Source organism: Streptomyces sp. NPDC088116, from assembly GCF_044741745.1.
Lineage (GTDB): Bacteria > Actinomycetota > Actinomycetes > Streptomycetales > Streptomycetaceae > Streptomyces.
Genome location: NZ_JBIUTF010000006.1, coordinates 117,816 through 144,747 on the forward strand (window position 1 = coordinate 117,816; position 26,932 = coordinate 144,747).

A 26,932-nucleotide genomic window follows, 5' to 3' on the forward strand; every position below is an offset into this window, starting at 1 on the left:
TGACCGTCGGGCCCGTTACCGGGGTCCCGGCAGACCGGCCAGCGCCGCCACCGCCTCCTTGTGCCGGCCCGTCGAACCCAGCGCGATCTCATCGGACTTGGCTCGCTTGAGGTAGAGATGCGCGGGGTGCTCCCAGGTCATCCCGATCCCGCCGTGCAGCTGGACGCACTCCTCGGCCGCGTGGACGGCGACCCGCCCGCAGAAGGCCTGGGCGAGGGCCACCGCGAGCGGGGCGTCGGGGCTGCCGCCGGCCAGCGCGTCGGCCGCGTTGCGGGCGGCGGCGCGGGCCGAGACAACCTCCAGCCACAGCTGCGCCATCCGGTGTTTGAGCGCCTGAAACGAACCGATGGGCCGGTTGAACTGATGCCGGTCGCGGATGTGCCGGACGGTCTCCTCCAGGCACCACTCGGCGATGCCGAGCTGTTCGGAGGCGAGCAGTCCGGCCCCGGTCAGCAGCCCCCGGCGTACGGCCGCCTCCGCCGCGGGCGCCCCGGCGATCCGGAGCCCGGCCTCGTCGTCGACGGTGACCGTGGCGAGGGGGCGGGTCAGGTCGAGCGGGGTCAGCGGTTCGACGGTGACGCCGGGCGACGCCGTCTCGACCGCGTACAGCCCGTCCTCCTTCAGGACGAGCAGGACATCGGCGCGTACGGCGTCGGCGACGCCGGTGATCGTGACCGCACCGCCGTCGCCCGGCCCGGTGGGCAGCGGCGCGTCCGGGGCGGTGGAGAACGGCAGCGCGAGCACCGCGACCCGGTGGCCGCCTGCCAGCGCGGTCAGCAGCCCCGCGACATCCGTGTTCTCCGTGCTCTCGCCGTCGCAGGCGAGGAGCGTCGCGGTGGCCGTCACGGAACTGGTGAGGTAGGGGGCCGCGGTGACGCCGCGGCCCAGTTCCTCCAGTACGACAGCGGCCTCGCGCGGGCCCGCGCCCTGGCCGCCGAGCTTCTCCGGGACGAGCAGCCCCGCCGCGCCGATCCCGGCGGCGAGCGAGGTCCACAGTCCGGGGTCGTACGGATCGCCGGACTCGGCGCGCCGGAGCGCCGCCGGCACATCACTCCGGTCGGTGAGCAACGACCGTACGGCTGCCCACAGTTCGGTCTCCGCCTCCGAATAGAGCAGATCGGGTGAGGCGTCGGGCTGCGTGGTCATCGGGACAGGTCCTTCCAGGCGACGTCCTTGTCGTTGCGCGGCTCGGACGGCAGACCGAGGACGCGTTCGGCGACGATGTTCAGCAGTACCTCGCTCGTACCGCCCTCGATGGAGTTGCCCTTCGACCGCAGATAGCGGTAACCGGCGTCCCGCCCGGTGAAGTCGACCAGCTCGGGCCGGCGCATGGTCCAGTCGGAGTACAACAGGCCTTCCTCACCGAGGAGTTCGACCTCCAGGCCGCTGATCTCCTGGTTGAGGCGGGCGAAGGCGAGCTTCATCCCGCTGCCCTCCGGGCCCGGCTGTCCGGCGACGAGCTGCTGGCGCAGCCGCTCCCCGGTCAGCCGGGCGACCTCGGCCTCCACCCAGAGCGTGACGAGCCGTTGGTGCAGATCGTGGGTGCGCAGCTCGGGCCGTTCACGCCAGGTGCGGGCGATCGGGCCGATCATGCCGCCTTCGCGCGGGATCCGGGCGCCGCCGATGGACACCCGCTCGTTCATCAGGGTGGTCCGGGCGACCTTCCAGCCCTCGCCGACCTCGCCGAGGCGGTGCGCGTCGGGGATGCGTACGTCCGTGAGGAAGACCTCGTTGAACTCGGCCTCACCGGTGATCTGGCGCAGCGGCCGTACCTCGACACCCGGAGCGGTCATATCGCACAGGAAGTAGCTGATGCCCTCGTGTTTGGGCAGGTCCGGGTCGGTGCGGGCGATGAGGATGGCCCAGCGCGCGAGGTGGGCGCTGGATGTCCACACCTTCTGCCCGTTGACGATCCAGTCGCCGGAACCGTCCTCGCGCACCGCGCGGGTGGCGAGCGCGGCGAGGTCCGAGCCCGCGCCGGGCTCGCTGAACAGCTGGCACCACACCTCCTCGCCGACCCACAGGGGGCGCAGGAAGCGCTCTTTCTGTTCCTGGGTTCCGTAGCGCAGGATGGTCGGCGCGGCCATGCCGAGGCCGATGCCGATCCGGCGGGGGTCGTTGTCGGGCGCGCCCGCTGCGGACAGTTCGGCGTCCACGACGGCCTGGAGCGAGCGCGGCGCGTCGAGTCCGCCGAGCCCCGACGGGTAGTGCACCCAGGCGAGTCCGGCGTCGAAGCGGGCCTGGAGGAATGCGGTGCGGTCGGTCTCGGCCGGCGGGTGGCCGGCCAGCAACTTCCTGGTCAGCGAGCGGAGTTCGGCGGCGTCGGTCATCCGGCGTCCCCCTGCGGGAGGACGACGACCCGTCCGGTGGTGGTGCCGTCGGCGACCCGCTGGACGGCGTCCGCGGCGCCCTTCATCGGCACCCGCTCGCTGATGAGCGGCTTGACGGCGCCCCGGGCCGCGAGTTCGGTCAGCTCCTCGTGGCAACGCAGCACCGCCGCCGGGTCCTTGGTGTTGTAGAGACCCCAGTGCAGGCCCATGATCGTGTAGTTCTTCACCAGCGCGTGGTTGAGGGCCGGGCTGGGGATCGTGCCGCTCGCGAAACCCACGATCACGATGCGGCCCTCGAAGGCCACGCACTTCGCCGACTTCGTGTAGGCGTCGCCGCCCACCGGGTCGTACACGACATCCGTGCCCCGGCCGCCGGTGGCTTCCTTCACCGCGGCGACGATGTCGTCCGTACGCCGGTCGATCACGATGTCACAGCCCAGTTCCCGGGCGACGCGAGCCTTGTTCTGACCTCCGACGACACCGATGACGGTGGCCCCGGTCGCCTTGCCGAGCTGTACGGCGGCGCTGCCGACACCACCCGCCGCCGCGTGGACCAACAGGGTCTCTCCCGGCTTCAGGCGCGCCCGCCGGTGCAGGCCGAACCAGCCTGTCTGGTACCCGATGTGGAGGGCGGCCGCCTCGGCGTCGTCCAGCGCCTCGGGCGCGGGCAGGAGCGCCGCCTCGTCGGCGACGGCGTACTGGGAGAGGCCGCCGTACGGCAGCGCGGGGGTGGCGATGACCCGGCGCCCGTCCGCCGTCTCCCCGCAGATCTCCACGCCCGGGGTGAAGGGCAGCGGCGGGCGCACCTGGTACTGGCCCCGGCAGAGCAGGGCGTCCGGGAAGTTGATGTTCGCGGCGCGGACCAGGAGTGAGACCTGTCCCTCGCCGGGCACGGGGCGCTCCACTTCTTCGAGCCGCATCACCTCGCCCGGTTCGCCGTTCCGGTGCACTCGCCATGCCTGCATTTCGGGGCCTCCACACACGATGGGCAGTACCGCTCGTCGGATACTAAGCGGTCGCTTGCCCGGGTGGGAACAGCCCACTCACGCGGTCTTGATGGATTGACACGGCATCGGCCCGGGGGCAGAGCCGGACCGACGGCCCTCGGTCCGGCAGATAGCTTCCGGTCGCTTCCGACGGATCAGTTCCGGCGGGCTCCCCGCCCGATCGACGTGTTCGCGTCCGACGGCCCGACCGCGTTCTCTCCGTCCGGGAAGACCGGAACGGGCCTGATCCGGCGCAGATACGCCTCCGCCTGCCAGATCGCCTCACGCGCGGTGCGCCGCCCCATCAGCACGCAGAGGGTGTACGCCACGTCCTCGAACCGTCCGCGTGTGGTCTCGTCGAGGGGATCGGCGAGCACCAGCCGCTCCCAGGCGCGGTAGCGGCCGAGCAGGTCGGCGACCAGATGTCTGTCCGGCAGCAGCATGTGCACCACCTCCCGCGTCGGAGTCCCGCCGGCTCACCCAGGGGTCCGTACGCCTGGATCGCGAGGTCGGTGCCGGGGCGCGCCCCGGCACCCCGCGCAGCACGGAACCGGTCCCCGGCGTCCATTGTCCCCCGGCGCTCCCGCATCCGCTCGGCGAGGCACGGTGGCCGAGGGGGCCCGGCGCGCGGGGACCGTTCAGCGGGCGAAGAGTTCGAAGGTCACGGCGGGCCTGCCGCCGAACCGCTCCGCCTCGGCCTGCGCGGTGCCGGTGAGGAACGTTCGGCAGTAGGTCTCCGGATCCTCGTCCGTCAGTGCCTCGATATAGCTGCGGTGCTTCAGGAGTGAGCGTACGGAGCGCTCCAGGCCGGCCGTCGCGTCGACGGCGTGCGTGGCGTGCGCGGATCCCGCGACGGCCACCCAGCGGACGTCGTCCCAGGGTTCGAAGCCCTGCTCGGTCAGCTCGGGGAAGATCCACCGGTTTCCCGCGTCACCGGCCGCGTCCAGCGTGGCCCGCCCCACGGCCCGGTGATCGGGGGTGTTCCAGGCGACGCCGCCCCAGGTGTCACGGTGGTTGAGCGTGATGACCAGTTCGGGCCGGTGGCGGCGGATCGCCGCCGCGATGTCCCGGCGCAGCCCGGTCCCGTACTCGATCGTGCCGTCCCGGTGACCGAGGAACTCGACCGTGCTGACGCCGACCACCGCGGCGCTCGCCCGCTGTTCACGCTCACGCACCGGACCGCAGTCGGCCGGGGCGATGGTGTCGATGCCGGCCTCCCCCCGGGTGGCGATGAGATAGCCGACCTCGCGGCCCTCGTCGGTCCAGGCCGCGACGGCGGCGGCGCAGCCGTACTCCAGGTCGTCGGGATGCGCGACAACGGCCAGGGCGCGCTGCCAGTCGGACGGCATCGGTTCCAGCTGCTCGGTCATGTCCGCAGCCTACGACGGGGCGGCGGGACGGCGCGACGGTTGCCGTACGGTCGTCAGTCCTCGTCCGCCGTACGCTCGTCAGTCCTCGTCCCGCGCGAGCGCGAGCAGCCGGTCCAGGACGCGCGGCCCGCCCGCCCGTACCCCGTCGTGCTCGAACTCGTCCGTCACCCAGGTGCGCAGCCCGCGGATCGCGCGCGCGGTGCGCAGCGAGTGTTCCGTGTCGACATACATGTCGTCGTGGTACACGGCGGCGGCGACCGGCACCTCGTTGGCGGCGAGCCGGGCGGTGTCGTACAGCGGGGGCCAGTCGGTGCGGCCGGCGAGCAGTTCGGCGGTCTCGCGCAGCGGGCGCAGCGCCGGGTCGGTGTCGAAGTGCCAGGGGTGGATGCTCTCGCCGGTGAAGTACAACGGCCCTTCCCCGGCAAGGGTCGTGGCCGCGTCGAACCGCGCGAACTCGCCGCGTACCCGCTCGGCGGCCCAGGCGGTGGGGCGCTCGCCCTGTGCGTAGATCGCCTCGTGAAGCACGGCGTACAACGGATGCCCGGCGTACGAGAGGGACGATGCCACGTTCTCCTGGAACGCGTCGGAGAGCGTCGGTCCGTCCGGCGTGGACACGAAGGCGTTCTCCAGCAGGTAGTGGAGCTGATGGCTGCCGTCGCCGCCGCCGAGCAGGATGCCGAGGGACTGGAAGGCCTCGGGCGTGAGGACGTGTCCGGAGGGGAGGACGGGCCGGTGCTCGGCCAGATGCCCGGCGATCCGGCGGGCCCGGCCGATGTCCTGCGGATAACGGTGGTAGTGGGCCTCGACCTTGCGTGCGATGCGCGGATACGCGGCGCGGTAGACCTCGTCCGCCGTGGCGTCCAGGGAGGGCAGACCGCCGGTGATCAGTACGGTCTGAAGCCCCTCGGGCGCGGCGGCGAGATAGTGGGTGGCGCAGAACCCGCCGAAGCTCTGGCCGAGTACGGTCCAGGGGGCGCCGCCGGTCAGTCGCGGCCGGATGCTCTCGCAGTCGCGCACGATCGAATCGGCGCGGAAGTGCGCCAGATAGTCGGCCTGTTGGCGCGGTCCGCCGCGCAGCGGCAGGGTCTGCCGGTTGGCCGGGGTGGAGAGTCCGGTGCCGCGCTGGTCGAGGAAGAGCACCCGGAATTCCTGGAGCGCCCGGCCCAGCCAGGCCTGCCGGCCGGTGAACCGGCGCGCGCCGAAGCCGGGACCGCCCTCCAGATACACCAGCCACGGCAGGTCCGCGTCCGCCTTGCCACTGGCGACGGCCTCGCGTGCGTACAGCTCGATCCGCTCCCCCGACGGATCGCCGTGGTCCAGCGGGACCTCGAAGCGGTGATCGGTGAGGACGACGCCGGGCTGGCGATAGCTGGTCAAGGGTGCTCCTGTTCTCCTTCGTGCCCTTCGGGGCGGTGACGCGGGGACAGTTCAGCACACGGGCCCGCGACCGGCGGAACCCACCCGCTCGGCACGAAGGGATACGGATCGGGCACAGGGCGCGTTCAGCCCGTACCGCTCCCGACCGCCCGGAGCGGGGAGTGGCGCGGTCCCGGAGGCGCCGGGCTCGTTCGACGCGTACACGACTCGGACGGTCCCGGCCCGTGTGCGCCGGGAGCGGCACCCTCCTAGCGTGAGGCCATGATCCGGTTCGAGCAGGTCAGCAAGGTCTACCCGGACGGTACGGTCGCCGTGGACGACCTGTCCTTCGAGGTGGGTGAAGGCGAACTGGTGACGCTCGTGGGGCCCTCCGGCTGTGGCAAGACGACCACCATGATGATGGTGAACCGGCTGATCGAGCCCACGTCGGGCCGTATCTTCGTCGAGGGCCGGGACATCTCCGGCGTGGACCCGGTCGCGCTGCGCCGCCGTATCGGCTACGTCATCCAGCAGGTGGGGCTCTTCCCGCACCGCACGGTCCTCGACAACACCGCGACCGTGCCCGCGCTGGTCGGCTGGAAGCGGGCGAAGGCCCGCGCGCGGGCCGCCGAACTGCTGGAGCTGGTGGGGCTCGACCCCGCGACATACGGTCCGCGCTATCCGGCGCAGCTGTCGGGCGGGCAGCGGCAGCGGGTGGGAGTGGCGCGCGCACTGGCCGCCGATCCGCCGGTGCTGCTGATGGACGAGCCCTTCGGCGCGGTGGACCCGGTGGTGCGCGAGCGGTTGCAGAACGAGTTCCTCGAACTCCAGGCGACGGTGCGCAAAACGGTGCTGCTGGTGACTCACGACATCGAGGAGGCGGTACGGATGGGCGACCGTATCGCGGTGTACGGGGAGGGCCGCATCGAGCAGTACGACAGCCCGGCCGCCGTCCTCGGCGCTCCGGCCACCGACTACGTGGCCCAATTCGTCGGTGCGGACCGGGGGTTGAAGCGGCTGTCGGTCACCGCCGTCGAACCGGCCGACCTGGACGAGCCGCCGGTCGCCAGGACGCACGAGCCCGCGCGGGACGCGGCGGCGCGGATGCGCGCCGAGGGAGCCCGCTGGGCCGTGGTGCTGAACAGCGACGGCGAACTGCACGGCTGGGTCTCCGCCGACGCGCTGACGGGCGTCGGGGAGTGGAACGCGGTGGGCGATCTGGCGCGGCGGATGGAGGCCTGGGTACCGCTCGGCTCACCGCTGAAGCAGGCGTTCAGCGAGATGCTCCAGCAGGACGCGGGATGGGTGGCGGTGCTCGACGGGGCGCGCTTCCTGGGGGTCCTGACCCCGGCGAAACTCCACGAGGCGCTGCGCCGCTCGGTCGACGCGGACGCCCAGGGCATCGGGCGGGACGAGGTCGACTTCGACTCGGTGTCGGACGTGTGAGCGCGGGGAACCCGTGGGCGCGGGGGGACGCGTAGCCGCGTGGTCCGGCACACCGAGCCCCGCGTCTCAGCCCGACGACGGGATCAGCCCCTTCGACTCCAGGTAGCTCCGCGAGACGTCCTCCGGCAGTCGGCGCCAGCTGTCCACCCGCTGGTTCATCAGGGCCAGGTCCTCGGTCGTCAGCACGGTGTTCAGTCTGTCCAGCGCCCGGGTGACTCCCCTGCTCCCGGCGCGTGCGCGGTTGACGACGGGAACGAGGTAGTCCGCGTTCTGGAGGTGTCTGTCGTCCGCGAGCGGCACCAGACCGAACCGGCCGAGTGTCGCGTCGGTCGTCGTGGTCAGCACCATCTGGTCCAGTCCTCTCCGTACGGCCTGTTTGGCCGGGGTGGTGCCGACGCCCTTGGGGTCGACGCCGGTGATGTCGATGCCGTACGTCTTCTTCAACCCGGGCGCGCAGTAGGGGCGCCGTACACATTCGTCGCCCGCCGCGAGCCTCACCGGCAGCCCGGATCCGCCGAGGTCGCTCAGCGTTCTGAGGTGGTGCTTCCGGGCGTATCCGGCGGCGACGGCGAAGGCGTTCTGGTCGACCGCCCGGCCCGGATCGAGGACGGTGAGACCTCGCGCCGTCGCCAAGGAGCGCAGCGACTTCATGGTGGTGGCCAGATCCGGTGAGCCGACGGGCTTGGCGCCGGCTCCGTTGGTCTTGGCGTTCAGCCAGTCCGCGAAGGTCGCCGCGTATTCGGGTACGACATCGATCTGACCGCTCTCCAGGGCCGGTTCGTAGATCTCCCGGTTGGTGACGGCGAGGATCCTGGTGTGATACCCGGCCCGGCTCAGCAGGAGGGCGTACATCTGGGCGAGCAGGTCGCTCTCGGTGAAGCCGGCGGAGCCGATGGTCAGATGCCTGCTGTCGCCCGGTGTCGCGGTGACCTCGCCCCGGTTCTCCAGGGACGGCCCGCTGCTACAGGCGGTGGCCACGAGGAGCAGGGCGATGCTCGTGGCGACAGCCACGGCACGGCGGACGGAACGGGAAGGCCCGGCCGCACGGGCGGCGCGGCCGATGGGGAGCCGTCTCATCCGGCGCCGCCCCTCCCTCGCCGCGGGGCCAGCCGTCGCACCACCTCGAACACGCCCTCCACCAGCAGCGCGAACACGGCGACCAGCACCGCCCCCGCGACCACCTGCGCGGTGTCGGCGAGATTGAATCCGGCGGTGATGATCCGGCCGAGGCCGCCTCCGCCGACCAGCGCGGCGATCGTCGCGGTCGCGACGAGTTGGACAGCCGCGATGCGTACGCCGGTGAGGATCAGCGGCAGGGCGAGCGGCACTTCGATCCGCCGCAACAACTGACTGCCCGTCATCCCCATTCCCCGGGCGGCCTGTACGACATCGCTGTCCACGCCCCGCATACCGACATAGGCGTTGGTGAGCAGCGGCGGGATCGCGAACAGGACGAGCGCGACGATCGTCGGCCACTGCCCGTACGAGCCGAGCGGGGTGAGGAGCAGCAGGACGAGGACGGCGAAGGTGGGAACGGCCCGGCCGACGTTGGAGATATTGACGGCCAGGGCGCCGCCCTTGCCCAGGTGGCCGAGGACCAGGGCCATGGGCAGTGCGATCGCGCAGCTGATGACGAGGCACACGACGGTGAGGAAGAGATGCTGTCCGAGCCGGTTCCCGATCCCGTCGGGCCCCGGCCAGTGGGAGGCATCGGTGAGCCAGGACCAGGCGGCGGAGAGTGTGTTCATCCGTGTGCCTCCCTCGTCAGCCCACCGGCTCGCTCCTCGGTGCGGTCCTCTCCCGTGCTCTCTCTCGCGTCCTCGCCCGTCCGGTCTCTCGCGCCCTCACGCGTCCGGTCTCTCGTGTCGCTCCTCGTCCGGCCCTTCCCGCGCTCCCTCGTCCAGGGTGTGAGCAGCCGCTGGAGTCCGAGCAGCAGCAGATCGGCGATGACCGCGATGAGGACACAGAGGACGGAGGCGGTGAACACCTGCGCCTTGAAGAAGGTGTTCATCCCGGCGTAGATGAGATTGCCGAGGCCGCCGTAGCCGACGATCGCCCCGATGGTGACGAGGGAGACGGCGGAGACGGTCGCGATGCGCAGGCCCGCCATGGCGGCGGGCAGGGCGAGCGGCATCTCGACGGCGAGCAGCAGCCGGACCGGCCCGTATCCCATACCGCGTGCGGCCTGCCGGGTCTCCTCGGGCACCGCCCGCAGTCCGGCCAGGATGTTCCGTACGAGCAGGGTCAGCGAGTACAGGACGAGGCCGGCGACGACGAGCCCGGCGGAGAGTCCGTACACCGGCAGCAGAAGGGAGAACATCGCGAGCGACGGGACGGTGTAGAGGACGGTCGTGAACCCGAGCACCGGCCCCGACGCCCAGTTCCAGTGGCGGGCCGCCAGCGCGAGGGGAACGGCGATCACCAGGCCGAGCAGCACGGCGGCGAAGGTCAGCTGGAGGTGCTGGAGCACCGCGTCCATGAGGATCGCGCGGCGGCTGGAGAGGTAGGCGCCGCAGATCCACTCATTGCGCGCGAGGCAGTCGTCCGGAGGCGCGGTCACCCGTCCATTGCAGCCCTGCCCCGGGGCGGCCGCGCGTCGTGTTGGACCGTACGGCGGTCCCCCGGGGCCGCTCCGGGTCGCGCCCGCGCCTTACTGTCCTCCGGTCGGGTCAGCGGTGGTCACCGTGCGAGGGTGCCGCCCGCCGACAGGATCCTCAGCGCCCCGATCAGCGTACGCACACCGAATCCCGTCCCCCCGTGCGGAACCTCGTCGTAGGGGCCGTCGTCGTTGAAGGCGGCCGCCGCGATGTCCAGGTGCGCCCAGGGTGTCCCCGCTGCGACGAAGTCCCTGAGGAACAGGGCTGCTTGGACGGTGTCGCCGTAGCGGTTGGAGCAGTTCACGCGGTCGGCGACGGCCGAGCGGAGGTGCCTGCGCTCCTCGTTGAGCAGGGGCAGGCGGCAGAGCGACTCGCCCGCCAGGGCCGCGCCCTCCAGCACCGCGTCGGCGAGCCGGTCGTCGGTGGAGAACAGTGCCCCCGTCCGTGTGCCGAGCGCGTGGGCGGCGGCCGAGGTGAGGGTGGCCACGTCGACCACGATGTCGGCCCCGCGCGGCCCGGGGCGCGAGGCGTGGGCGAGGACGTCCGCCAGGACCACGCGCCCCTCGTTGTCGGTGTTGACGATCTCGGTGGTCGTACCGTCGACGTGCCGTACGACATCACCGATACGCAGGGCGTCGCCGTCCGGCATGTTCTCGGCCAGCGGCAGAAAGGCACGGACGCGTACCGGCAGGCCCAGCCGGGGCAGGGCGACGAGCGCCCCGACGACCGCGGCGGCGCCGCCCATGTCGGACTTCATCGACCGCATCTCCACGGACGGCTTGAGGGACAGCCCGCCGGAGTCGAACGTGATGCCCTTCCCGACGAGAGCGACGGTGAGGGCCGGGGACGCGGCCGACGGCGCGGCCGGAGGCACATACTCCACCTCCACGAACCGTGCAGGCTGCCGGGATCCCCGGCTCACGGCGGCGAGCCCGGCGAGGCCCAGTCGATCGAGGCGCGAACCCTCGTGGACCACGCAGTCGAGCCCGTGCTGTTCGGCAAGGCGCCGCACACGGTCGGCGAATTCCGGCGGTGTCAGTTCACCACCGGGACAGTTGACGAGATCGCGGGCCAGGCACGTCCCCTCGCAGGCGGCCAACGCCTCCGCGACGGCCTCGTGTTCGGCGGTGACCACGATGATCTCGGTCGGCGTCCCGGCGGGCCGGCTCGACCTGTACGCGTCGTAGCGGTACGAGGCGAGGGCGGCGCCCTCCGCCACCGCACGGGCACGGTCGGCCGCCGGAACAGCGCTGTCGTCGAGCAGGGCGAGGTCGAGGCGCAGCGTACGCGCGGGGCCCGCCGCGCGGACGGCGGCGGCCGCTGCCCTGCGGAATGTGGCCGTCGTGGCCGAACGGGCCTGTCCCAGACCGACGTTGAGCAGGACCGCGTGTCCGTCGGGAGAGGGCTCGGCGACGACCTGGCCGGGTCGGGCCACAAAGCCGCGCCGACGGCTGAAGGCGCTCGTCGGCATGCCGGAGTGCCAGGGTCGCGCGATGACGTCCGCCGGCCGGCGGACGTCATCGGCCGAGACGCGGACCACCCGTCAGACGCGCTCGTAGGTCGTGCACGTCTGGTCCCTGCGGAGCAGCCCCTCATCCACCAGGGCCCGGCGCAGGCTCACCCAGTCGTCGAACCACTCGCCGCACAACGCGTTGACCTTGGCCTCGGAATAGACCTCGCCGGGCTGGAACGAGTCCGCCACGACGAGCAGTACACGGGCGCGCACCGCCGAGTCCCCCGGAATGGCCTTCAGCCGGCCACGGCGGAAGTAGGCGCCCGCCCCGTCACCGCCACTTCGGCCGGTCACCCGCACTTCCGCCTGGATGGCCTTCTGGAATGCGTCCTCCACCAGCCGATAGGTATTCGATGCGCGGTCGAGAACGGCGATTCGGCCGTCCACCAGCTTCTGCAATGCGGCGGCCGCCGCCGGGGGACGGAGCTTCGCGAGTTCGGCGACCTCCGCCAGAGAAGTCGCGCCGAGCACGAGAGCCGCGTAGGCGGAGCGCCGGTCCGGTTGAGCGAGGGTGCCGACCAGGTCGCCACAGGAGGGCGGACGCTCCTCGGTATTGGTCGTGTCCACGTGGTCCACCTTCGGGATTGTCATGGGGGTCATCAGGTCGCCCGTAGGGTATCGGGAAGAATCGGACCGAACGCCGCGGTGAGCGGCCAATTTTCAGCCACGCCGCCGGGACAGCGGTGGCGCACCGAGGGTGAGGGGTACGGAAGTCCGAGCACGTTTCGGGGTGCCCTTCGCGGGCGGGGAACGGTAGGCGGACGGCTGGTGACGGACCGCGAGTGCGATGACTTTCGTTCCCTCGATGAATACCCACCGACGCAGCTGCCAGTTCCGCAGGGTTTCGCATGCGGATTCCCATCGCGGCCCGTCCCATCCCCGGGCTTGAAGGTCGCGGAATCTGGTGCCGCCGATGACCGCCCGGAACAGCTGTGCCTCGTCGCCGCGCAAAGTGGTCTCCTGGTGCGGAAGTCCGGGGCGCCGGTCGCTGAGGACCACACAGGCGAAACCCAGCCGATAGGTGAAGGCGGCCGAAGCGTGGCGGGTCCGCCAGATCCGCACCTGGGCCGCCAGACGGCGTCTGAGCCCTGCGTTGCGGCTGTCTTCGGTGAAATCACCCTCGAAGTGGTAGGCGATGTCCCAGAGATCCTCGGCCGATACGCCGGGGTAGACGAACCGGTAGCCGGGGAAGGGGCGCGTCAATTCGAGACCGTAGGTCCCGGGTGATTCCACATAGGGACTGAACCGGTCGAAGTGTACGGCCAGGATGTCGGTGTCCGGCGGTTCGAGATGACCGAGGGAGGGGACGGTGTCGATTTGCGTGAGGATCGACTCCGGCGTCTCCTGCGGGAATCCGGTGAGGATGTTCCAGACCGGCCGGACCCCGAACTCGGCGCAGCCGAGCAGGAATCGTACGTTCTGGTAGGCGGTGGCGCCTTTCTTCAGTACGCGCAGTCCTTCGGTGCTCAGGCTTTCGATGCCCGGCTGTACGGAGCGGACGCCGGCCCGGCGCATTCCTCTGATGTCGGCCCATTCCATGTTCGCCTTCACCTCGAAGAACAGGGAATGATCCGTACGCAACTCCTCGACCTGGGGCAGCGCGGTTTCCAGGTACTTGAGGTCGAGGATATTGTCGACGGCGAAGAAATCGAGGACACCGTAACGGTCCATGAGGTGGCTGAGTTCACCGGCCACCGAATCCGGATGCTTGCTGCGGTAGCCCAGCGTCGCCCCGTTCAGACCACAGAAGGTGCAATGGGCTTTCTCACCCCACCAGCAGCCTCGGGAGAACTCGACCGGCAGCGTGATGTCCCCTTCCAGCTTGTGCAGTCCGGCCGCCCGCAACTGCTCGAAGAATCCGTCGTAATTGGGCATCGGCACACTCAGGAGATCCTCGGCAGGGGCCTCGACCTGCTGTACGGAGCCTTGGTGCCGCCTCGCGATCAGCCGGCCCACCGATGCGACGGGCGCGCCCGCGGCCACCTGCCTCAGCAGCGCGACGAACGCCTCCTCCCCCGGTCCGTCCACGATGGCGTCCACCGCGGAGAAGTTGGCCAACAGCGCCCGTCCCATCGGGCCTTCGCAGTTGCTGCCGCCGAGCACGACCGTCCCCGCGAACCCCCCCGCGCGCAGCCGGTCGGCCACCGCGAGGGTCGGGCCGTTCTGGCTGAATGTCGTGGTGAACCCGATGACATCCGGCGCGGCTTCGAGCAGGGACGCCGTCGTCTCCTCCACATGCCGGTCGGCGACCTCACGCAATGCGTCGATCAGCGAGATCGTCGCCTCGGCCACGCCCTTGGAGCGCAACAGATCGAAATACGCGCCGCGTTCCGTGACATCGCCCCGGCGGAGCGAGTAGATCCAGTCCCCGACCGACAGGTGATAGAGCTTTTCGGAAACGAGTTCGTAGGCGTCCGCCCAATCCGCCTGGTTGAAGCCGAGCATCCGCTGAGCGAGGGCGTAGAAGTCGAGGTAGGCATAGTCCGAGACGACCTGCCAGCCCTCGGCCTCGGCGACGGAACGCAAGGTTCCCACCTGGATCGAGGGCCGTGCCACGTTGTTCCACGGCATGGACACGAGCGTCACTCGCCCGGCTTGCCCCACTCCCCCGGCTCCACTCATGCGCCCGGCTCCACTCATGGCGCGCTCACCAGACGAGCCTCAGGTCGTAGGCGTTGCGCAGGAACGGCGGCTCCGACGGGTCGGCCCCTCCGGTTCGGGCCGCCGACCGCTCGGACGCCTCCGGCAGCCCGTACCGGGGGATGCGCGCGTGCCACTCGTCCATGGCCGTGAGGATCTGGGTCCGCGCGAAGGCGGCGCCCAGGCACTGGTGGTGTCCGGTGCCGAACGCGATGTGCGGGTTCCGCTCCCGGTCGAAGTCGATCCGCCCCGGCTCGGGGAAGACGTCGGGATCGTGATTGGCGAGGGCGAGCGGCAGAAGCACCGTCTGCCCCCGGTCGGCGACGCTGCCCGCCCCGTCACGCGCGGCCATCCGCCCGGGGTACATGCAGGAGAACGCCCGGAGGAACTCCTCCACCGCCGCCGGCCGGACGTCCCGCTCGGCGAGGTACCGCTGCCGGTCCTCGTCGTGGCACGCGAGGTGCTGTACGGCGTTGGCCATGTGGTTGACGGTGGAGTCGACCCCGGCGAGGAAGAGCACGGACAGCAGCGAGACCCGGTCCTCGTCGGTGACGGGGGCGCCATCGACCTCCCAGGTGAACGTCGCGGTGGTGAGGTCGTCGGCGGGCTCGGCATGCCGACGCCCGACGTGTTCACGGACGTACTTTTCGAGCGCCGGGAGGCCCAGGTCGGAGTAGGAGGCCTCTCGCGGGTCGGGGGCGGACCGTGCCGCGATCATCGCGCGGTTGATCCGGAGGAGGTGGTCGAGGTCCTCGACGGGCCAGCCGACGGCCGTCATCAGGTTCTCCAGCACATAGGGCCGGGCGAAGTCCTCGTTGAACGACACCTCGCCGCGCTCGACGAACCCCTCGATGCGCTTCCGGGCGTTCCGGCGGATCAACGGCTCCAGTTCGCGCACCCGGCCGGGCGTGAACCACGCGGCCAGCTTCCTGCGCCACTCCGCGTGCGGGCCGCCTTCGACGGTCAGCGGGATCCAGCGCTCCTCCTCGGCGCCCTCGGCGGCGCTGACACGCCCGACGGTGAACTGGTCCTCGTCCTTGAAAGCCTCGCAGATGGCGTCGTAGGTGGTGAGCACCCAGAACCCGGCGCCCTGACCGCTGTAGAACGCGCCGTCGCGGGCGTGCTCGGCCGCCACCCGGCGGTACTCCGCGGGCGCGTTGAAGAACTCGAAGTCGACGGCCTCCGCCTCGGCGCGCCCCGGTGCCAGGGGCGTCCCCGTCACGCCTGTCGTCCGCGTCGCCTCGGGACAGTTGTCAGCCTGCACCAGCAGTCTCCTTCTCGCGTTGAGCGCCGGTGACCGGCGGATCAAGTTCGCCCCGGGGCCATGCGCGGGCGTCGAGTCCCGCCGCAGCGAGCCGCAGGCCCCAGAGGTGGTCGAGGTCGTCCCCGTCGAGGAAGACGCCGTCGGCCATCACGCCGTCGGGCCGGGCGAGGGCGCCGACGCCCTCGACGGGAGGCCGACGGTAGAAGACCAGGTTCGCCCGGCCCACGGCGGACGCGTCGCCGGGCGGGTCGCCCCACCCCATGGCCTCGTGGGCGTCGACGGTGGCCGCCCGCAGGATCGCGCCGAGGCCGAGCCCCGCCCGGGAGAGCTCGGCCAACTCCTTGTGGTACGAGGGCCCGGCCACGACGAACGGGTTCCCGCAGTCGGTGCCGACGAGCAGCCGTGCGCCCTCGTCGGCGAGCACGCGGGCGATACGTCCGAGCCGGTCCACCAGTGCGCTGCGCTCCCTCGCCTCGGGGCGGTCGGTCCTGAGGGCGTCCCGAGCGGCGCTGGTCCATGCCCCGCGCCGGCTGGGGGTCGCCGCCTGGATGGTCACTCCCGACGGCCTGGTGAAGCGGCGTTCCCCGGTCCGTGCCCGCCAGGCGGTGAGCGTCGGGCACACGAAATGACCGGCGAAGTCAGCCGCGACGGCGTACGTCTCGCCTTCGTTGCGGCCCAGCTCCCGGGCCAGGGCGCGCCAGCGCTCGGCCGGGGGCAGCCGGAACACGTTCGGCACGATGCCGTAGAGGTGCTCGGTCGACCTCATGCCGTGGCGCGCCAGATCGAGCGGAACCCGCTCCGGTACATGCCCGACGACGGGGAGACCCGCGCGTTCCGCCTCACCGGCCAGGTTCGCGAACACCGGCTCCTCGAGATCGTCATAGACCTTGATCCCGTCGAACCCGAACGCGATCGCCTCGTCGATCACCTGCCGTACCGCCCGGGTGCCGTCCACGATCGTGGCCGCGTGCGGCACCCGGGAGCGTGGGCCGTCGACCACCCCGGTCGCGACCCACGGCCGTGGTACGACGGCATGCCGGGCCCGGTACACACCCGCCGTGTAACGGTGTGCGGGCTCCCCCCACATCTGGCGGTACGCGGTCACTCCGTACACGAGGAGGCCGACCAGGTCGGAGACCGACGACACATGGGCGTGGGCGTCGACGAATCCCGGCGCAGCGAACCACGCGTACGGCGTGGCCCGCCCGTCGACGGGCCGCGTCGGGCTCCAGCCGACGACCGTCCCGTCGACCACCTCCAGGTCGCGCGGTGGCGAGACGTCCCCGGTCGTCACATCGATCAGTCCGATGGCGCGGAAGACATGGCTACGGCTGCGCCCCGCCATCTCCTCCAGGGCGGAGACGAGCGGGACACCGGCGGGCAGCAACCCCGTCCGGTGCTGCCAGAGGGCGTCCTCGGCCGATGTCATCCGGCCTCCGTTCCGGCCTCGCGGGCCGTGTCGGGCGAGGTGTCGAACGGTGTGTCGAGTGTGTCGGCCACCCGGCGGCCGACCTCCGCGAGCCGGGCGGCGGCCCGCACCCTCGACCGGCTGTCGACAAGCCACAGCCGTGCGCCGAGCCGCTTCTCGCTGGCACGGAACGTGGCCAGGCCGGGGTCACCGTCCGCGGTGACCAGCACGAGATCCTGGGCGTGGTGGCGGCGCTCGACACCACGGCCCGATCCGTACAGCAGTCCACGGGTCGCCGCCGCCAGCTCGCCCTGATCGACCCGGTCGCAGGCCTCGACCATCCAGGGCGGGGCGCCCACCTCGGTGAAGTGGTCACGCAGGTAGGCGTGACCGTCCGGGCCCTCGATGGCCGAGGCCTCTTCCTCGACGGCCCCGGCCGGGATGTCGACCGCCTCGCCGTGCGCGCAGAACGAGAACGCCCGGGTCACCCGGGCGTCCGCCGCGGCGGCCCGGAGGGCGACGCGCCCGCCGAAGTAGGTGCCGAACACGCCGTACCGCTGCCGGGGGAACAGGTCGAGGACCGCCTGGACGTCCTCGACATAGCGGTCCACCGCGTGTCGTGCGGCGCTGCCGACGTGCTCGCTCTCGCCACGGCCCCGCAGGTCGAGTGCGACGACATCGACGTCCGGCAGGGCGTCGAGGAACCCCGATTCTCTCCAGATACGCGTGTCCATCGCGACGCCGTGCACGAGGACGAGAGTCTCGCCCGGTCCGGGTCTGCGGACACCGCGGACACGCGTGCCGTCGCTCGACACGGCCTCGAAGCGCTCCGGTTCGCCGACGCCGTCACCGCTGCGCACTGCGGCCTCCCAGCTCGGCCGCGCGGCCCAACTCGTCGCGCCTGCTGTCGTGTACGGCGAGCACCAGAGCGCGCATGCCCTCGACGTGGACCCAGCCGCACTCCGTCCACTCACGCAACCCGCTCCGCACATCCGCCTCCGGCGTGCCGGTCTTCTCGCTGACGACGCCGATGGCCCGGCCCACGCGTCCGCCGTGGACGAGCGAGCGGAACAGCTCGTCGGCCCACCCCCGCAATACATGCCGGCCCCTGCCCACATGGGGCCGGTGGTCGTGGACGACGGTGATGCCCGGCCCGAACCGGTAGGAGAATCGGGACTGTTCATGGAGCTTCTTCCAGAGCCCCACCCGCGCGCCCAGGCGGCGGCGCAGGGTCAGCATCGTCTCGTGGTCGGCCTGTTGGACGGTCTGCTCGTGCTCGAACGAGTAGGCGAGCGCCGTCCGCTCCTCGTCCCTGCCGGGGTGGATGAACTCGTACTTCTTCTCGGGGCCGCGCAGCTCGATGCCGAATTCAGCGGGCTGTTCGAAGTACGGGCTGTAACGGTCGACGCGTACCTTGCTCACCGTCGACGGTGGCGCCAGGTGCGAGATGAAGGGGATCAGCCGGAGCTGCTCCTCCAACATGCCGGGAGACTCGCCCGGCATCGCGGACAGCAGATTCCACTGGGCGTCGATGCCCAACTCCTTGCAGAGGACGAGGAAGCGCAGATTGTGAAAGCCCGTCGCGCCTTTGCGCAGCAGCTTCAGCGAGCCGGTGCTGAGGCTTTCGATGCCGGGCTGCACCATGGTGACGCCCGCCGCGCGCAGTTCCCCCAGCTCTCTGGGTCCCAGGTTGGCCTTCACTTCGAAGAAGGTGGTGATGTCGACCTCCGCATCGGCCAGCGCGGACAGGCCGTTGTCGCTCCTGGCCAGGATCGTGTCGACGGCGTAGGTGTCGAGAATTCCCTGACTTTCCGTCAATTCTCTGATCATGTGTACGAGTTGTCGTCCCGGCTTGCTCCGGTAGGGCATACCGCTGCCGTTCTCACCGCAGAAGGTGCACTGCATTTTCTCGCCCCACCAGCATCCCCGGGACATCTGGAAGGGCAGCGCCACATGGGGCGTGATCAGGTCGCTCCAGGGGAGCCGGCGCAGGCGGCGGAAGTACTCGTCGTACCGGGGCACGGGTGTGGCCTCGACCGACTGGACCACGGGCAGCGAGACGCGCAGGGTCCCCTGTTCCCGCAGGACGATCCCGGGGGCGGACACCAACTCGTCCGCGCTCCTGGCGGCACTGATCGCGGTCACCGCCCCCTCTCCCTCGCCCTGCACGACTCCGTCGACGAAGGGATAGGCGCGCATCACGGCCTCGCCCATCGGGCGGTCGCAATTCGCGCCGCCGAGGAAGACGAGCCGGTCGGGTGCCCGCTCCTTGATGGCGTGGGCGATGGCCAGAGCTGGCACCAGCTGGCTGAACGATGTGGTGAACCCGAAGCAGTCGGCGTCGGTCTCGACGAGACGGTCGGCGAGCGCCGCGGTGAAGCGCGGAGCGGCCTCGCGCAGCGAAAGCACGCAGGTCACCAGGTCGGCGGAGACACCGCGCTCATGGAGGAACGCCGCGTACCGGTCACGCGTGGACGTCTCGTCCCTGTCGCCGACGGGAGGAAGCGCACCGCCGAAGATCCAGTCGCCGACGCCGAGACCGTACAGCTCCTCGCCGATGGTGTCGTACACGGTGACGAACTGCGCCGGGTCACAACCCAACGACTCGATGGCGAACTCGAACCAGTCCAGGTAGACGTATTCGGACGTGATCGGGTCTCCGCTTTCCTCCGTGCCCAACGCCACCAGTGCGGCGATCTGGATCGACGGGCGGTACAGGCTGTTCCACGGCGGTGCTACGAGGACGAGCTTCATGGCTGCCCGCTCCTCTGCCGGCGCAGGACCGCGCCGAGCCGTCCGGTGGGCAGCACCGGGTAGCCCGCGCGCGCCTTGTCGAGCATCTCCAGCCCGGGGGCGACCACGTCCACGACCGTGATGGCGCCCGGCCTGGTCAGGACGCGGTAGTGGACGTCGACGCCCACACCACGCAGCTGCTCGACGAGGTGTCGCAGGAGCTGCTCGGGCGTCGCGGTGACCGGTAGTCCCTCGTCGGCGCGGAACGGGTGTCGCTCGTGGGAGAGCCGGTGGACATCGAAGCGCGCCGCTGCGAGGTGGCGGGGATAGCGGCTGAGCGCCGTGACGATCTGGTTGGCCTCCCGGTCCTGGTCGACGGGGCCGTGCTCGAACATGGTGCGCACCTGGAGGTATTCGAGCAGCGCCCGTTGCAGGGCGTAGGTCTGTACGGGCGACGCTCCGCTGCCGATCAGCCGGACGTCCTCGTGGCTCGCGGCGTCGCACACCACGTAGGCGGGCACACCCGTGTCACAGGTGATCGAGACGATGAGGACCGGCGCTCCGCGCGCCGTCTCCACGCAGTCGGCCAGCTCCTTCAGGTCGGCGGGGAGACTGTCCTGGTCGATGACGCGCAGGCCGGTGTCGCCGCCGGTCATACCGAAGTACGACCGAGCGAGCTGGTACGACCATGCGTCGCGCTCGATCAGCTCGTTGACCGCGTGGACGAGCGCCTCGAAGAGCGTGGCCCCCGCCGCGTACCCGGCGCTGGACGTGTAGTGCCAGAGCGTCTTGAACGATCCGTCGTCGGCCGGATGCGGCCAGTTGCGGTAGCCGCCGTCGCGGAGGAAGACGGGCTGGTGGTGGGAGGCCGCCTCGTCCACGGGCTCGCCGAAGGCCGCGGCGAGGGGACGGTAGGCGCGGGCGAGGATCGGCGCGTCCGGGGCGATGTCGCCGAGCCGCTGCAACAGCGCCGACCGCCGCGCCGTCGGCTGGCCGGCGATCTCACGACCGGGGAGGAACACGGCGTCGCCGGCCCCGGGGTCGCGGCGCCAGTCGAGGTGGTAGTGCTCGGCGCTCTCGAAGAGCGCGCTCGCCATGCTCCGGTGCCCCAGGCCCTTGCCGGAGCTGCGCGAGCACAAGTTGCCGTCGGCGTCCTTCAGTTGGACCTCGTACGTCGGCGCGTTGTCGAGGCCGTATTTCCAGATGTCGGGTGTCAGCCGCTCGGCGGTCAGCCAGTCGCCGACGGCGGCGAGCGCCGTCCCGATGGGTGTTTCACGTTCCGGCGGGACGTCCTCCTTGAGAGATCCGCTCAGAAGGGCTGCGGTCAGAAGGTCGTGATCGACGTGATCGGTCAAGGATCTTCCTCACTTCCCCCGTGTCGAAGACGGGAATGCCTGCGCGGACAAGGCCCAGGAGCGGCTGCGGATGTGACACCACATGGGCGAAATAGAGGCGGGTGTCTTCGGTGCCGGGACCCGATATGTCGATCGCACCGGCGTCGGCCCATGTCGCGATGGATCTGGCCGCCAGCTCCTCCAGAGGGGAGGGACCTGGCATGGCACCGGGCGGCTCGGCATGGGGTATCGGGTCGAAGTCGAGGGTGACGCAACGCCGCAGCAACGGCCACCGGTCGAAGCGGCGTACGAAGAAGCGCTCGGCCGTCTCGGCGGTCGTGTTGGACCGCCAGAGCGTTTCGGCCTGGGCGAGTTCGAGCATGGCGCGGGCGGTCGCCTCGGCCGTGGTGGAGGCGCAGCCGACGCCGGTGGCGGGCATCAGCCGTCCACCGCGTCTCGACAGGGCGAGGACGGTCGGCGTCCGGGCGGCGAAATCGATGGGAACGGTCTGGACGACGGTGTCGTCGTGGTCTCGGGAACCGCGCCCGGACCGGTCGTCGGACGGGCGCCCCGGGGGTCCGGTCAGGCACCGGTAGAGAAAGGCGCCGTAGTTCAGCAGCTCGGTCAGCTCGAAGAGGGCTCCGCGCAGGGCCTCGGCGGGAGACGGCGCGACGGCCCACCCGATCGTGCTGGACAGGCGCGCCTCCTGCGCCGAGAGATGCGCCGACCGCAGCTCCCGGCCGGCCACCCAGGGTGACGACCAGAACATCGGCACCTGCTCCGGGGAGCCTCCGCCGAGCGAGCGGTAACGGCGCACGAGGCAGCCGTCGGGCACCGTACGCACCCCGTCCGACAGCGGATGGGGTGTCGTGCCCCGGCCGGTTCGTGCCGTCGGCGGGCGGGCGACCAGGGCGAAGGGCGTGCACGCCACGAGCCGTTCGACGGCCTCGGACAGCGCCTTCTTCCGTGCGACGGCCTCGGCCCTCGCGGTCCCGTAACCATCGGCCGGCGCGGTGCCCGATTCGGGCACCACCGTGCACCGGACCGTCACCGTTCGATCCGACGGATACGAACGGTAGGCGATGTCCCGGAGCACGCAACTGGCCACCGATGCCTCGGTCATGGTCCCTTCTTCCTGGTACGCCCGCCTCGCCGACTCTCTTCTCCTGCTTCGCCTGCTTCTCCAGGCGTCTACGCGCGGTGGGGCGTCAGGCGCTCGGGTCCGAGTCCTCGGACCAGGTGCCCCACGACTCGAGTTCGGTCAACTCGAGTGCGCTCAGCTCGGCGTTGTTGGGGTCGTCGTTGAGGAAATCCGCTGTCATGCAGTCGAATACGACTACGGGGCCCATCGTGATCTTCCTTTCGCTGGTTGGCGGTGCTTCAACGTCGTGCCGTGGTGCGTTCGTCGGGAATCGGGCAACCTCCTTCAGTCGCGGCTGGTGAGGGTGAGTGGCACGGGGGTGCGGGCACGTCTGGGGGTGCCCTTGGCGGGCGGGGAACGGTAGGCGGACGGCTGGTGACGGACCGCGAGCGCGATGACTTTCGTCCCCTCGACGTACACCCATCGGCGGCGCTGCCAGCTCCGCAGGGTGCCGAGCGCGGATTCCCATCGCGGCCCGTCCCATCCCCGGGCTTGAAGGTCGCGGAATCTGGTGCCGCCGATGACCGCCCGGAACAGCTGTGCCTCGTCGCCGCGCAAAGTGGTCTCCTGGCGGGGAAGTCCGGGGCGCCGGTCGCTGAGGACCACAGAGGCGAAACCCAGCCGATAGGTGAAACCGGCCGCCTCATGGTGGGTCCGCCATAGCCTCACCCGGGCCGCCAAACGCCGTCTGACCTCGGCATTACGGCTGTCATCGGTGAAATCGCCCTCGAAATGGTAGGCGATGTTCCAGAGGTCCTCCGCCGGCATATCGGGATACGCGTACCGGTAACCGGGGAAGGGACTCGACAATTCGAGCCCGAACGACTCCGGTGATTCCACATACGGGCTGAACCGGTCGAACCGGATCAGCGTGATGTGCGGTGGCGTGAGGTGCGAGAGTGACGCGACGAGGTCGAGCTGCGCGAGAATCGACTCCGGTGTCTCCTTCGGATAGCCGGTGAGGATGTTCCAGTCCGCCCGGACCCCGTACTCGGCGCAGCCGAGCAGGAATCGTACGTTCTGGTAGGCGGTGGCGCCTTTCTTCAGTACGCGCAGTCCTTCGGTGCTCAGGCTTTCGATGCCCGGCTGTACGGAGCGGACGCCGGCCCGGCGCATTCCTCTGATGTCGGCCCATTCCATGTTCGCCTTCACCTCGAAGAACAGGGAATGATCCGTACGCAACTCCTCGACCTGGGGCAGCGCGGTTTCCAGGTACTTGAGGTCGAGGATATTGTCGACGGCGAAGAAATCGAGGACACCGTAACGGTCCATGAGGTGGCTGAGTTCACCGGCCACCGAATCCGGATGCTTGCTGCGGTAGCCCAGCGTCGCCCCGTTCAGACCACAGAAGGTGCAATGGGTCTTCGCGCCCCACCAGCAGCCTCGGGAGAACTCGACCGGCAGGCTGATGTCCGCTTCCAGCCTCTGTAGTCCGGCCGCCCGCAACTGCTCGAAGAATCCGTCGTAATTCGGCATCGGAACACTCAGCAGATCCGCGGAGAGCCCGTCGCCCTGCTGGGCGGGGGCACTGTCCCGCCTCGTGATCAGCCGGCCCGCCGATCCCAGCGGCCCCTCCCCGGCCACCTGCCTCAGCAGCGCGACGAACGCCTCCTCCCCCGGTCCGTCCACGATGGCGTCCACCGCGGGAAAGTTGGCCAACAGCGCCCGCCCCATCGGCCCTTCGCAGTTGCTGCCGCCGAGCACGATCGCCCCCTTGAACCCCCCGGCACGCAGCCGGTCGGCCACCGCGAGCGTCGCGCCGTTCTGGCTGAACATCGTGGTGAACCCGACGACATCCGGCGCGGCTTCGAGCAGGGACGCCGTTGTCTCCTCCACATGCCGGTCGGCGACCTCACGCAACGCGTCGATCAGCGAAATCGTCGCCTCGTCCACACGCTTGGAACGCAACAGATCGAAATAGTCCTTGCGTTCTCCGGATTCGCCATGCCGGAGTGAGTAGATCCAATCCCCTACCGACAGGTGATACAGCTTCTCGGAAACCAGTTCATAGGCATCCGCCCAGTCCGCGTGGTCGAATCCGAGCATCTGTTGCCCAAGGGCGTAGAAATCGAGGTAGGCGTAGTGCGATTCGACCTGCCAGCCTTCGGCCTCGGCGACAGAACGCAGAGTCCCCACCTGAATAGAGGGCCGCATTACACTGTTCCACGGCATCGACACGAGAGAGACGTTTCGAACCTTGAGCACGGAACCATCTCCCCCGGAGACGTAGTGCAAGGACTTCTCCATGCTGAGGCGGACCCGGCATTGCCGTCAAGACCGCATTCAACTTGGCGTAAAGCTTATGGAACAGTGGCGCAAAGTTGATTTAAAGTTGATATTCATATTATCCGGATGATTTAAAGAGGCGCCGACCTGCCAAACAACGACCGCGAGCAGGCGGAAATTGATAAATATCGGCCGGTGCTGACGCAATAGATAATGTGCGCCGCCGTTCGATAGCGCGGGCCGACTCTACCTGGCGATAATCGCGGGACACACCGCCGACGAACCCGCGGATTCGAGTCGAGGGGACGTGCCATGAAGGTCACACTGACAGGAGCGGCGGAGACGCTGCTCGCGCCTCTCTACGCGCGCGCCGTGGACGCCCGGTCCGCCCACCCGCTGCTCGCCGATCCGACCGCGGCCAAGCTGCTGGACAGTCTCGACTACGACTTCAGCCGCCTGGGAATCCGGTCGGCCACCGCGATCGGCGTCGCGCTGCGCGCCCGGTTCCTCGACCGCCGTACACAGGAGTTCCTCGCCGCCCACCCGGACGCCACCGTGCTGCACCTGGGGTGCGGCCTGGACAGCCGGGTGGAGCGGGTCGCCCCCGGTCCGGGGGTGAACTGGTTCGACGTGGACCAGCCGGAGGTGATCGATCTGCGTGCGCGGCTCTACGCGCCGCGACCGGGCCACCGTACGATCGCCGCGTCGGTCACCGACGCCGACTGGCTGACCCAAGTGCCCCGGGATCTCCCGGTCCTGGTGGTGGCCGAAGGGCTCACGATGTATCTGCCCGCCGACGAGGGACCCCGCATGCTGCGGAATCTCGTCGGATACTTCCCGCAGGGCGAGATGGTCTTCGACTCGTACTCACGGTTCGCCGTACGGATGACACGGCCTCTGCCGGTGTTCCGGCAGACCGGGGCCCGGCTCAACTGGGGCATCGACGATCCCCGCGAGTTGGAGCGTGCCGTGCCGGGGCTGCGGCTGATCGAGGCGGCCAGGGCATTCGACACGGCCGATCGGGCCGATGTGGAACGCCTGCCGCGCGCCATCCGATTCCGGCTCCGGTTCGAGGTCGAGTTCCTTTCGCGACTCCCGGTGCTGCGCCGGATCGGGCACATCTCCCGGTACGCCTTCGGCTCGTAGGAACACACCGCAGGCGTCGCGGGCCGGGCGGGACTCTCCCCCAGACGCTCCGGTCCCGGCGGGCCGGGACCAGAGCCCGATGTCACCTTCCGGCCACCGCGGCCCCCGAGGGACCGGCCTCACCGGCGTCGGCCGTCTCGGCCTTCTGAGCGCTGTCGAGCCGTCGCAGTGCCGGGAGGAGCAGCGTCACCGACGCCATCACTCCCCAGACGACCGCCAGGAGCATGCCCGTCTGCCGGAGCCCGATCGACTCGACGAGCAGCCCGGCCCCCAGTGTCCCCAGTGGAATCGCCGTCATCGTCGCGGCGTTCTGGAGCCCCAGCACCCGGCCCCGGACCTCGTCCGGGATGCGTTCCGTGACCAGGACGAGGAGCAGCGCGGGCAAGGGCCCGGATCCGAACCCGGCGAGCGCCGCCGCCGCCAGCATCAGCGGGGTCGGCGGGAGGACGGCCAGCCCCACGATGCCGAGGGTGGTCGTGATCTGTGCCGCCACGAAGACGGAACGCCGTGACCAGCGGGCACCTACCGCCGCGTACAGACTGGCCCCCGCGATCCCGCCCACGGCCAGGAAGGACACAACCAGGCCGAAGCCTCCGGGCGAGTTCCTGGCCACCAGGTGGACCGGCAGGACAAGATTCTGCAGCGGCGCGAGGACGGCCACGCTTCCCGCCGAGACCAGCGTGATCGTGCCGAGCACACGGTCGCCGCGGAGCACACCGAGGCCTCGTACGAGATCGCCCCGGACACCACTTTTCTCGGACGGGCTCGCGGACTGGCCGCCGACGCCCTTGGGGAGCGTCACCGTGACGAGCGCGGCGGCGGCCGAGCACCCTGCCGTGAGCCACAGCACCGTCGTGGGGTCGATGACCGCGAGGAGCCCACCGGCGACGGCGGGACCGACGATCACCACTACGCCGCCGATACCCTCCCGCAGCCCGGCCAGCCGTTCCATTCCGACCCCGGCAGCGGCCGCGACGTCGGGTGCCAGCGCCTCCCTCGCGGTCATGCCCGGCACGTCGAAGAGCGCTCCGGCGACACCGAGGACGATGAACCATGCGATCGTGAGCCCGGTGGCCCGGTCGACGATCGGCAGTGCGGCGACGGACGCGGCGGAGGCGAGGTCGGCGCCCACCGACAGCCGACGCCGGCCCACCCGGTCGATGAGGATTCCGCCGGCCACGGCGGCCACCAGCATGGGGAGCGCGCTCACAGCCGCGATCAGGCCGGCCGCCGCGGCGTCACCGGTGCGTACGAGCACCAGCCAGGGCAGGGCGATCGCCGCGACGGTGTTCCCGAACAGGGACAGCGCGTGCGAGAGAAGGTATCGGATCAGCACCGGGTCAGTCTCTCAGGTCAAGAAGAGGCAATTATGCCGTGTCGGCGGAATTTTCATGCTTACGAATGAAGGGGCTGCCGCCGTCCGACCCGAGGGGCGTCGGGCC

The 26,932-nt window shown here is 70.5% G+C and carries 22 protein-coding genes and 1 pseudogene; 2 read left to right on the top strand and 21 right to left on the bottom strand.

Annotated features, from left to right (window positions below):
• Window positions 1-15: 15 nt before the first annotated feature.
• From ACIOJD_RS24090 to ACIOJD_RS24115, 6 genes are all read right to left on the bottom strand, one after another.
• Window positions 16-1,146, bottom strand: coding sequence for an acyl-CoA dehydrogenase family protein (locus tag ACIOJD_RS24090; RefSeq protein WP_401917257.1), 1,131 nt, complete (start codon window positions 1,144-1,146; stop codon window positions 16-18).
• Window positions 1,143-2,330, bottom strand: a complete 1,188-nt coding sequence (locus tag ACIOJD_RS24095; RefSeq protein ID WP_401917259.1) for an acyl-CoA dehydrogenase family protein — start codon at window positions 2,328-2,330, stop codon at window positions 1,143-1,145. Before ACIOJD_RS24095 ends, ACIOJD_RS24090 begins: the two co-directional genes overlap by 4 nt.
• Entirely contained in the window at window positions 2,327-3,295 is a 969-nt protein-coding gene (locus tag ACIOJD_RS24100; protein ID WP_401917262.1) for an NADPH:quinone oxidoreductase family protein, read from the bottom strand. Before ACIOJD_RS24100 ends, ACIOJD_RS24095 begins: the two co-directional genes overlap by 4 nt.
• A 176-nt stretch (window positions 3,296-3,471) precedes the next feature.
• Window positions 3,472-3,759: a DUF5133 domain-containing protein gene (locus tag ACIOJD_RS24105; protein WP_401917265.1), complete on the bottom strand. Its 288-nt coding sequence runs from the start codon at window positions 3,757-3,759 to the stop codon at window positions 3,472-3,474.
• A gap of 195 nt (window positions 3,760-3,954) precedes the next feature.
• The gene (locus tag ACIOJD_RS24110) at window positions 3,955-4,686 is read right to left on the bottom strand and encodes a PIG-L deacetylase family protein (RefSeq protein WP_401917268.1); all 732 of its coding nucleotides are present in this window, start codon (window positions 4,684-4,686) and stop codon (window positions 3,955-3,957) included.
• Window positions 4,687-4,764: 78 nt separating this feature from the next.
• Complete coding sequence (locus tag ACIOJD_RS24115; protein WP_401917271.1) at window positions 4,765-6,063, bottom strand: alpha/beta fold hydrolase; 1,299 nt, start codon at window positions 6,061-6,063, stop codon at window positions 4,765-4,767.
• Window positions 6,064-6,324: 261 nt separating this feature from the next.
• Here ACIOJD_RS24115 and ACIOJD_RS24120 point away from each other — a divergent pair, with 261 nt between their 5' ends.
• Entirely contained in the window at window positions 6,325-7,488 is a 1,164-nt protein-coding gene (locus ACIOJD_RS24120; RefSeq protein ID WP_401917274.1) for an ABC transporter ATP-binding protein, read from the top strand.
• 66 nt (window positions 7,489-7,554) lie between these two features.
• Here ACIOJD_RS24120 and ACIOJD_RS24125 read toward each other — a convergent pair whose 3' ends face one another.
• From ACIOJD_RS24125 to ACIOJD_RS24190, 14 genes and pseudogenes are all read right to left on the bottom strand, one after another.
• On the bottom strand, window positions 7,555-8,565 hold the full coding sequence (locus tag ACIOJD_RS24125; protein ID WP_401917275.1) for an ABC transporter substrate-binding protein: 1,011 nt from the start codon (window positions 8,563-8,565) through the stop codon (window positions 7,555-7,557).
• Complete coding sequence (locus ACIOJD_RS24130; protein ID WP_401917277.1) at window positions 8,562-9,236, bottom strand: ABC transporter permease; 675 nt, start codon at window positions 9,234-9,236, stop codon at window positions 8,562-8,564. The genes ACIOJD_RS24125 and ACIOJD_RS24130 overlap by 4 nt, the downstream gene beginning before the upstream one ends.
• A 140-nt stretch (window positions 9,237-9,376) precedes the next feature.
• Window positions 9,377-10,048: pseudogene (locus ACIOJD_RS24135) on the bottom strand (ABC transporter permease); the annotation flags it as partial.
• Between the two features lie 119 nt (window positions 10,049-10,167).
• Window positions 10,168-11,556, bottom strand: coding sequence for a leucyl aminopeptidase family protein (locus ACIOJD_RS24140; protein WP_401917280.1), 1,389 nt, complete (start codon window positions 11,554-11,556; stop codon window positions 10,168-10,170).
• Window positions 11,557-11,628: 72 nt separating this feature from the next.
• A complete protein-coding gene (locus tag ACIOJD_RS24145) occupies window positions 11,629-12,165 on the bottom strand; it encodes a DUF2087 domain-containing protein (RefSeq protein ID WP_401917283.1) in 537 nt (178 codons plus the stop codon).
• A gap of 93 nt (window positions 12,166-12,258) precedes the next feature.
• A complete protein-coding gene (locus ACIOJD_RS24150; RefSeq protein ID WP_401917286.1) occupies window positions 12,259-14,220 on the bottom strand; it encodes a RiPP maturation radical SAM C-methyltransferase in 1,962 nt (653 codons plus the stop codon).
• A gap of 25 nt (window positions 14,221-14,245) precedes the next feature.
• The gene (locus ACIOJD_RS24155) at window positions 14,246-15,502 is read right to left on the bottom strand and encodes a cytochrome P450 (RefSeq protein ID WP_401917288.1); all 1,257 of its coding nucleotides are present in this window, start codon (window positions 15,500-15,502) and stop codon (window positions 14,246-14,248) included.
• Window positions 15,492-16,931 (bottom strand): amidohydrolase, encoded by a 1,440-nt coding sequence (locus tag ACIOJD_RS24160; RefSeq protein ID WP_401917291.1) that lies wholly within the window; start codon window positions 16,929-16,931, stop codon window positions 15,492-15,494. Before ACIOJD_RS24160 ends, ACIOJD_RS24155 begins: the two co-directional genes overlap by 11 nt.
• Window positions 16,928-17,770: an alpha/beta fold hydrolase gene (locus tag ACIOJD_RS24165; RefSeq protein WP_401917294.1), complete on the bottom strand. Its 843-nt coding sequence runs from the start codon at window positions 17,768-17,770 to the stop codon at window positions 16,928-16,930. The genes ACIOJD_RS24160 and ACIOJD_RS24165 overlap by 4 nt, the downstream gene beginning before the upstream one ends.
• The gene (locus ACIOJD_RS24170; RefSeq protein WP_401917297.1) at window positions 17,757-19,664 is read right to left on the bottom strand and encodes a RiPP maturation radical SAM C-methyltransferase; all 1,908 of its coding nucleotides are present in this window, start codon (window positions 19,662-19,664) and stop codon (window positions 17,757-17,759) included. Before ACIOJD_RS24170 ends, ACIOJD_RS24165 begins: the two co-directional genes overlap by 14 nt.
• On the bottom strand, window positions 19,661-20,998 hold the full coding sequence (locus ACIOJD_RS24175; RefSeq protein ID WP_401917300.1) for a YcaO-like family protein: 1,338 nt from the start codon (window positions 20,996-20,998) through the stop codon (window positions 19,661-19,663). The genes ACIOJD_RS24170 and ACIOJD_RS24175 overlap by 4 nt, the downstream gene beginning before the upstream one ends.
• Window positions 20,916-22,100, bottom strand: a complete 1,185-nt coding sequence (locus tag ACIOJD_RS24180; RefSeq protein ID WP_401917303.1) for a YcaO-like family protein — start codon at window positions 22,098-22,100, stop codon at window positions 20,916-20,918. The genes ACIOJD_RS24175 and ACIOJD_RS24180 overlap by 83 nt, the downstream gene beginning before the upstream one ends.
• A gap of 85 nt (window positions 22,101-22,185) precedes the next feature.
• Window positions 22,186-22,326 carry a bottromycin family RiPP peptide gene (botA, locus tag ACIOJD_RS24185; RefSeq protein ID WP_401880328.1) on the bottom strand — a complete coding sequence of 47 codons (141 nt, stop codon included), beginning with the start codon at window positions 22,324-22,326 and terminating at the stop codon, window positions 22,186-22,188.
• A 77-nt stretch (window positions 22,327-22,403) separates the two neighbouring features.
• Window positions 22,404-24,353, bottom strand: coding sequence for a RiPP maturation radical SAM C-methyltransferase (locus ACIOJD_RS24190; protein WP_401917306.1), 1,950 nt, complete (start codon window positions 24,351-24,353; stop codon window positions 22,404-22,406).
• Window positions 24,354-24,656: 303 nt separating this feature from the next.
• Between ACIOJD_RS24190 and ACIOJD_RS24195 the strand changes: the two genes are divergently transcribed.
• Window positions 24,657-25,490 carry a class I SAM-dependent methyltransferase gene (locus ACIOJD_RS24195; protein ID WP_401917309.1) on the top strand — a complete coding sequence of 278 codons (834 nt, stop codon included), beginning with the start codon at window positions 24,657-24,659 and terminating at the stop codon, window positions 25,488-25,490.
• Between the two features lie 82 nt (window positions 25,491-25,572).
• On the opposite strand, the gene ACIOJD_RS24200 is transcribed toward ACIOJD_RS24195, so the two are convergent.
• The gene (locus tag ACIOJD_RS24200) at window positions 25,573-26,826 is read right to left on the bottom strand and encodes an MFS transporter (RefSeq protein ID WP_401917312.1); all 1,254 of its coding nucleotides are present in this window, start codon (window positions 26,824-26,826) and stop codon (window positions 25,573-25,575) included.
• Between the last annotated feature and the right edge of the window lie 106 nt (window positions 26,827-26,932).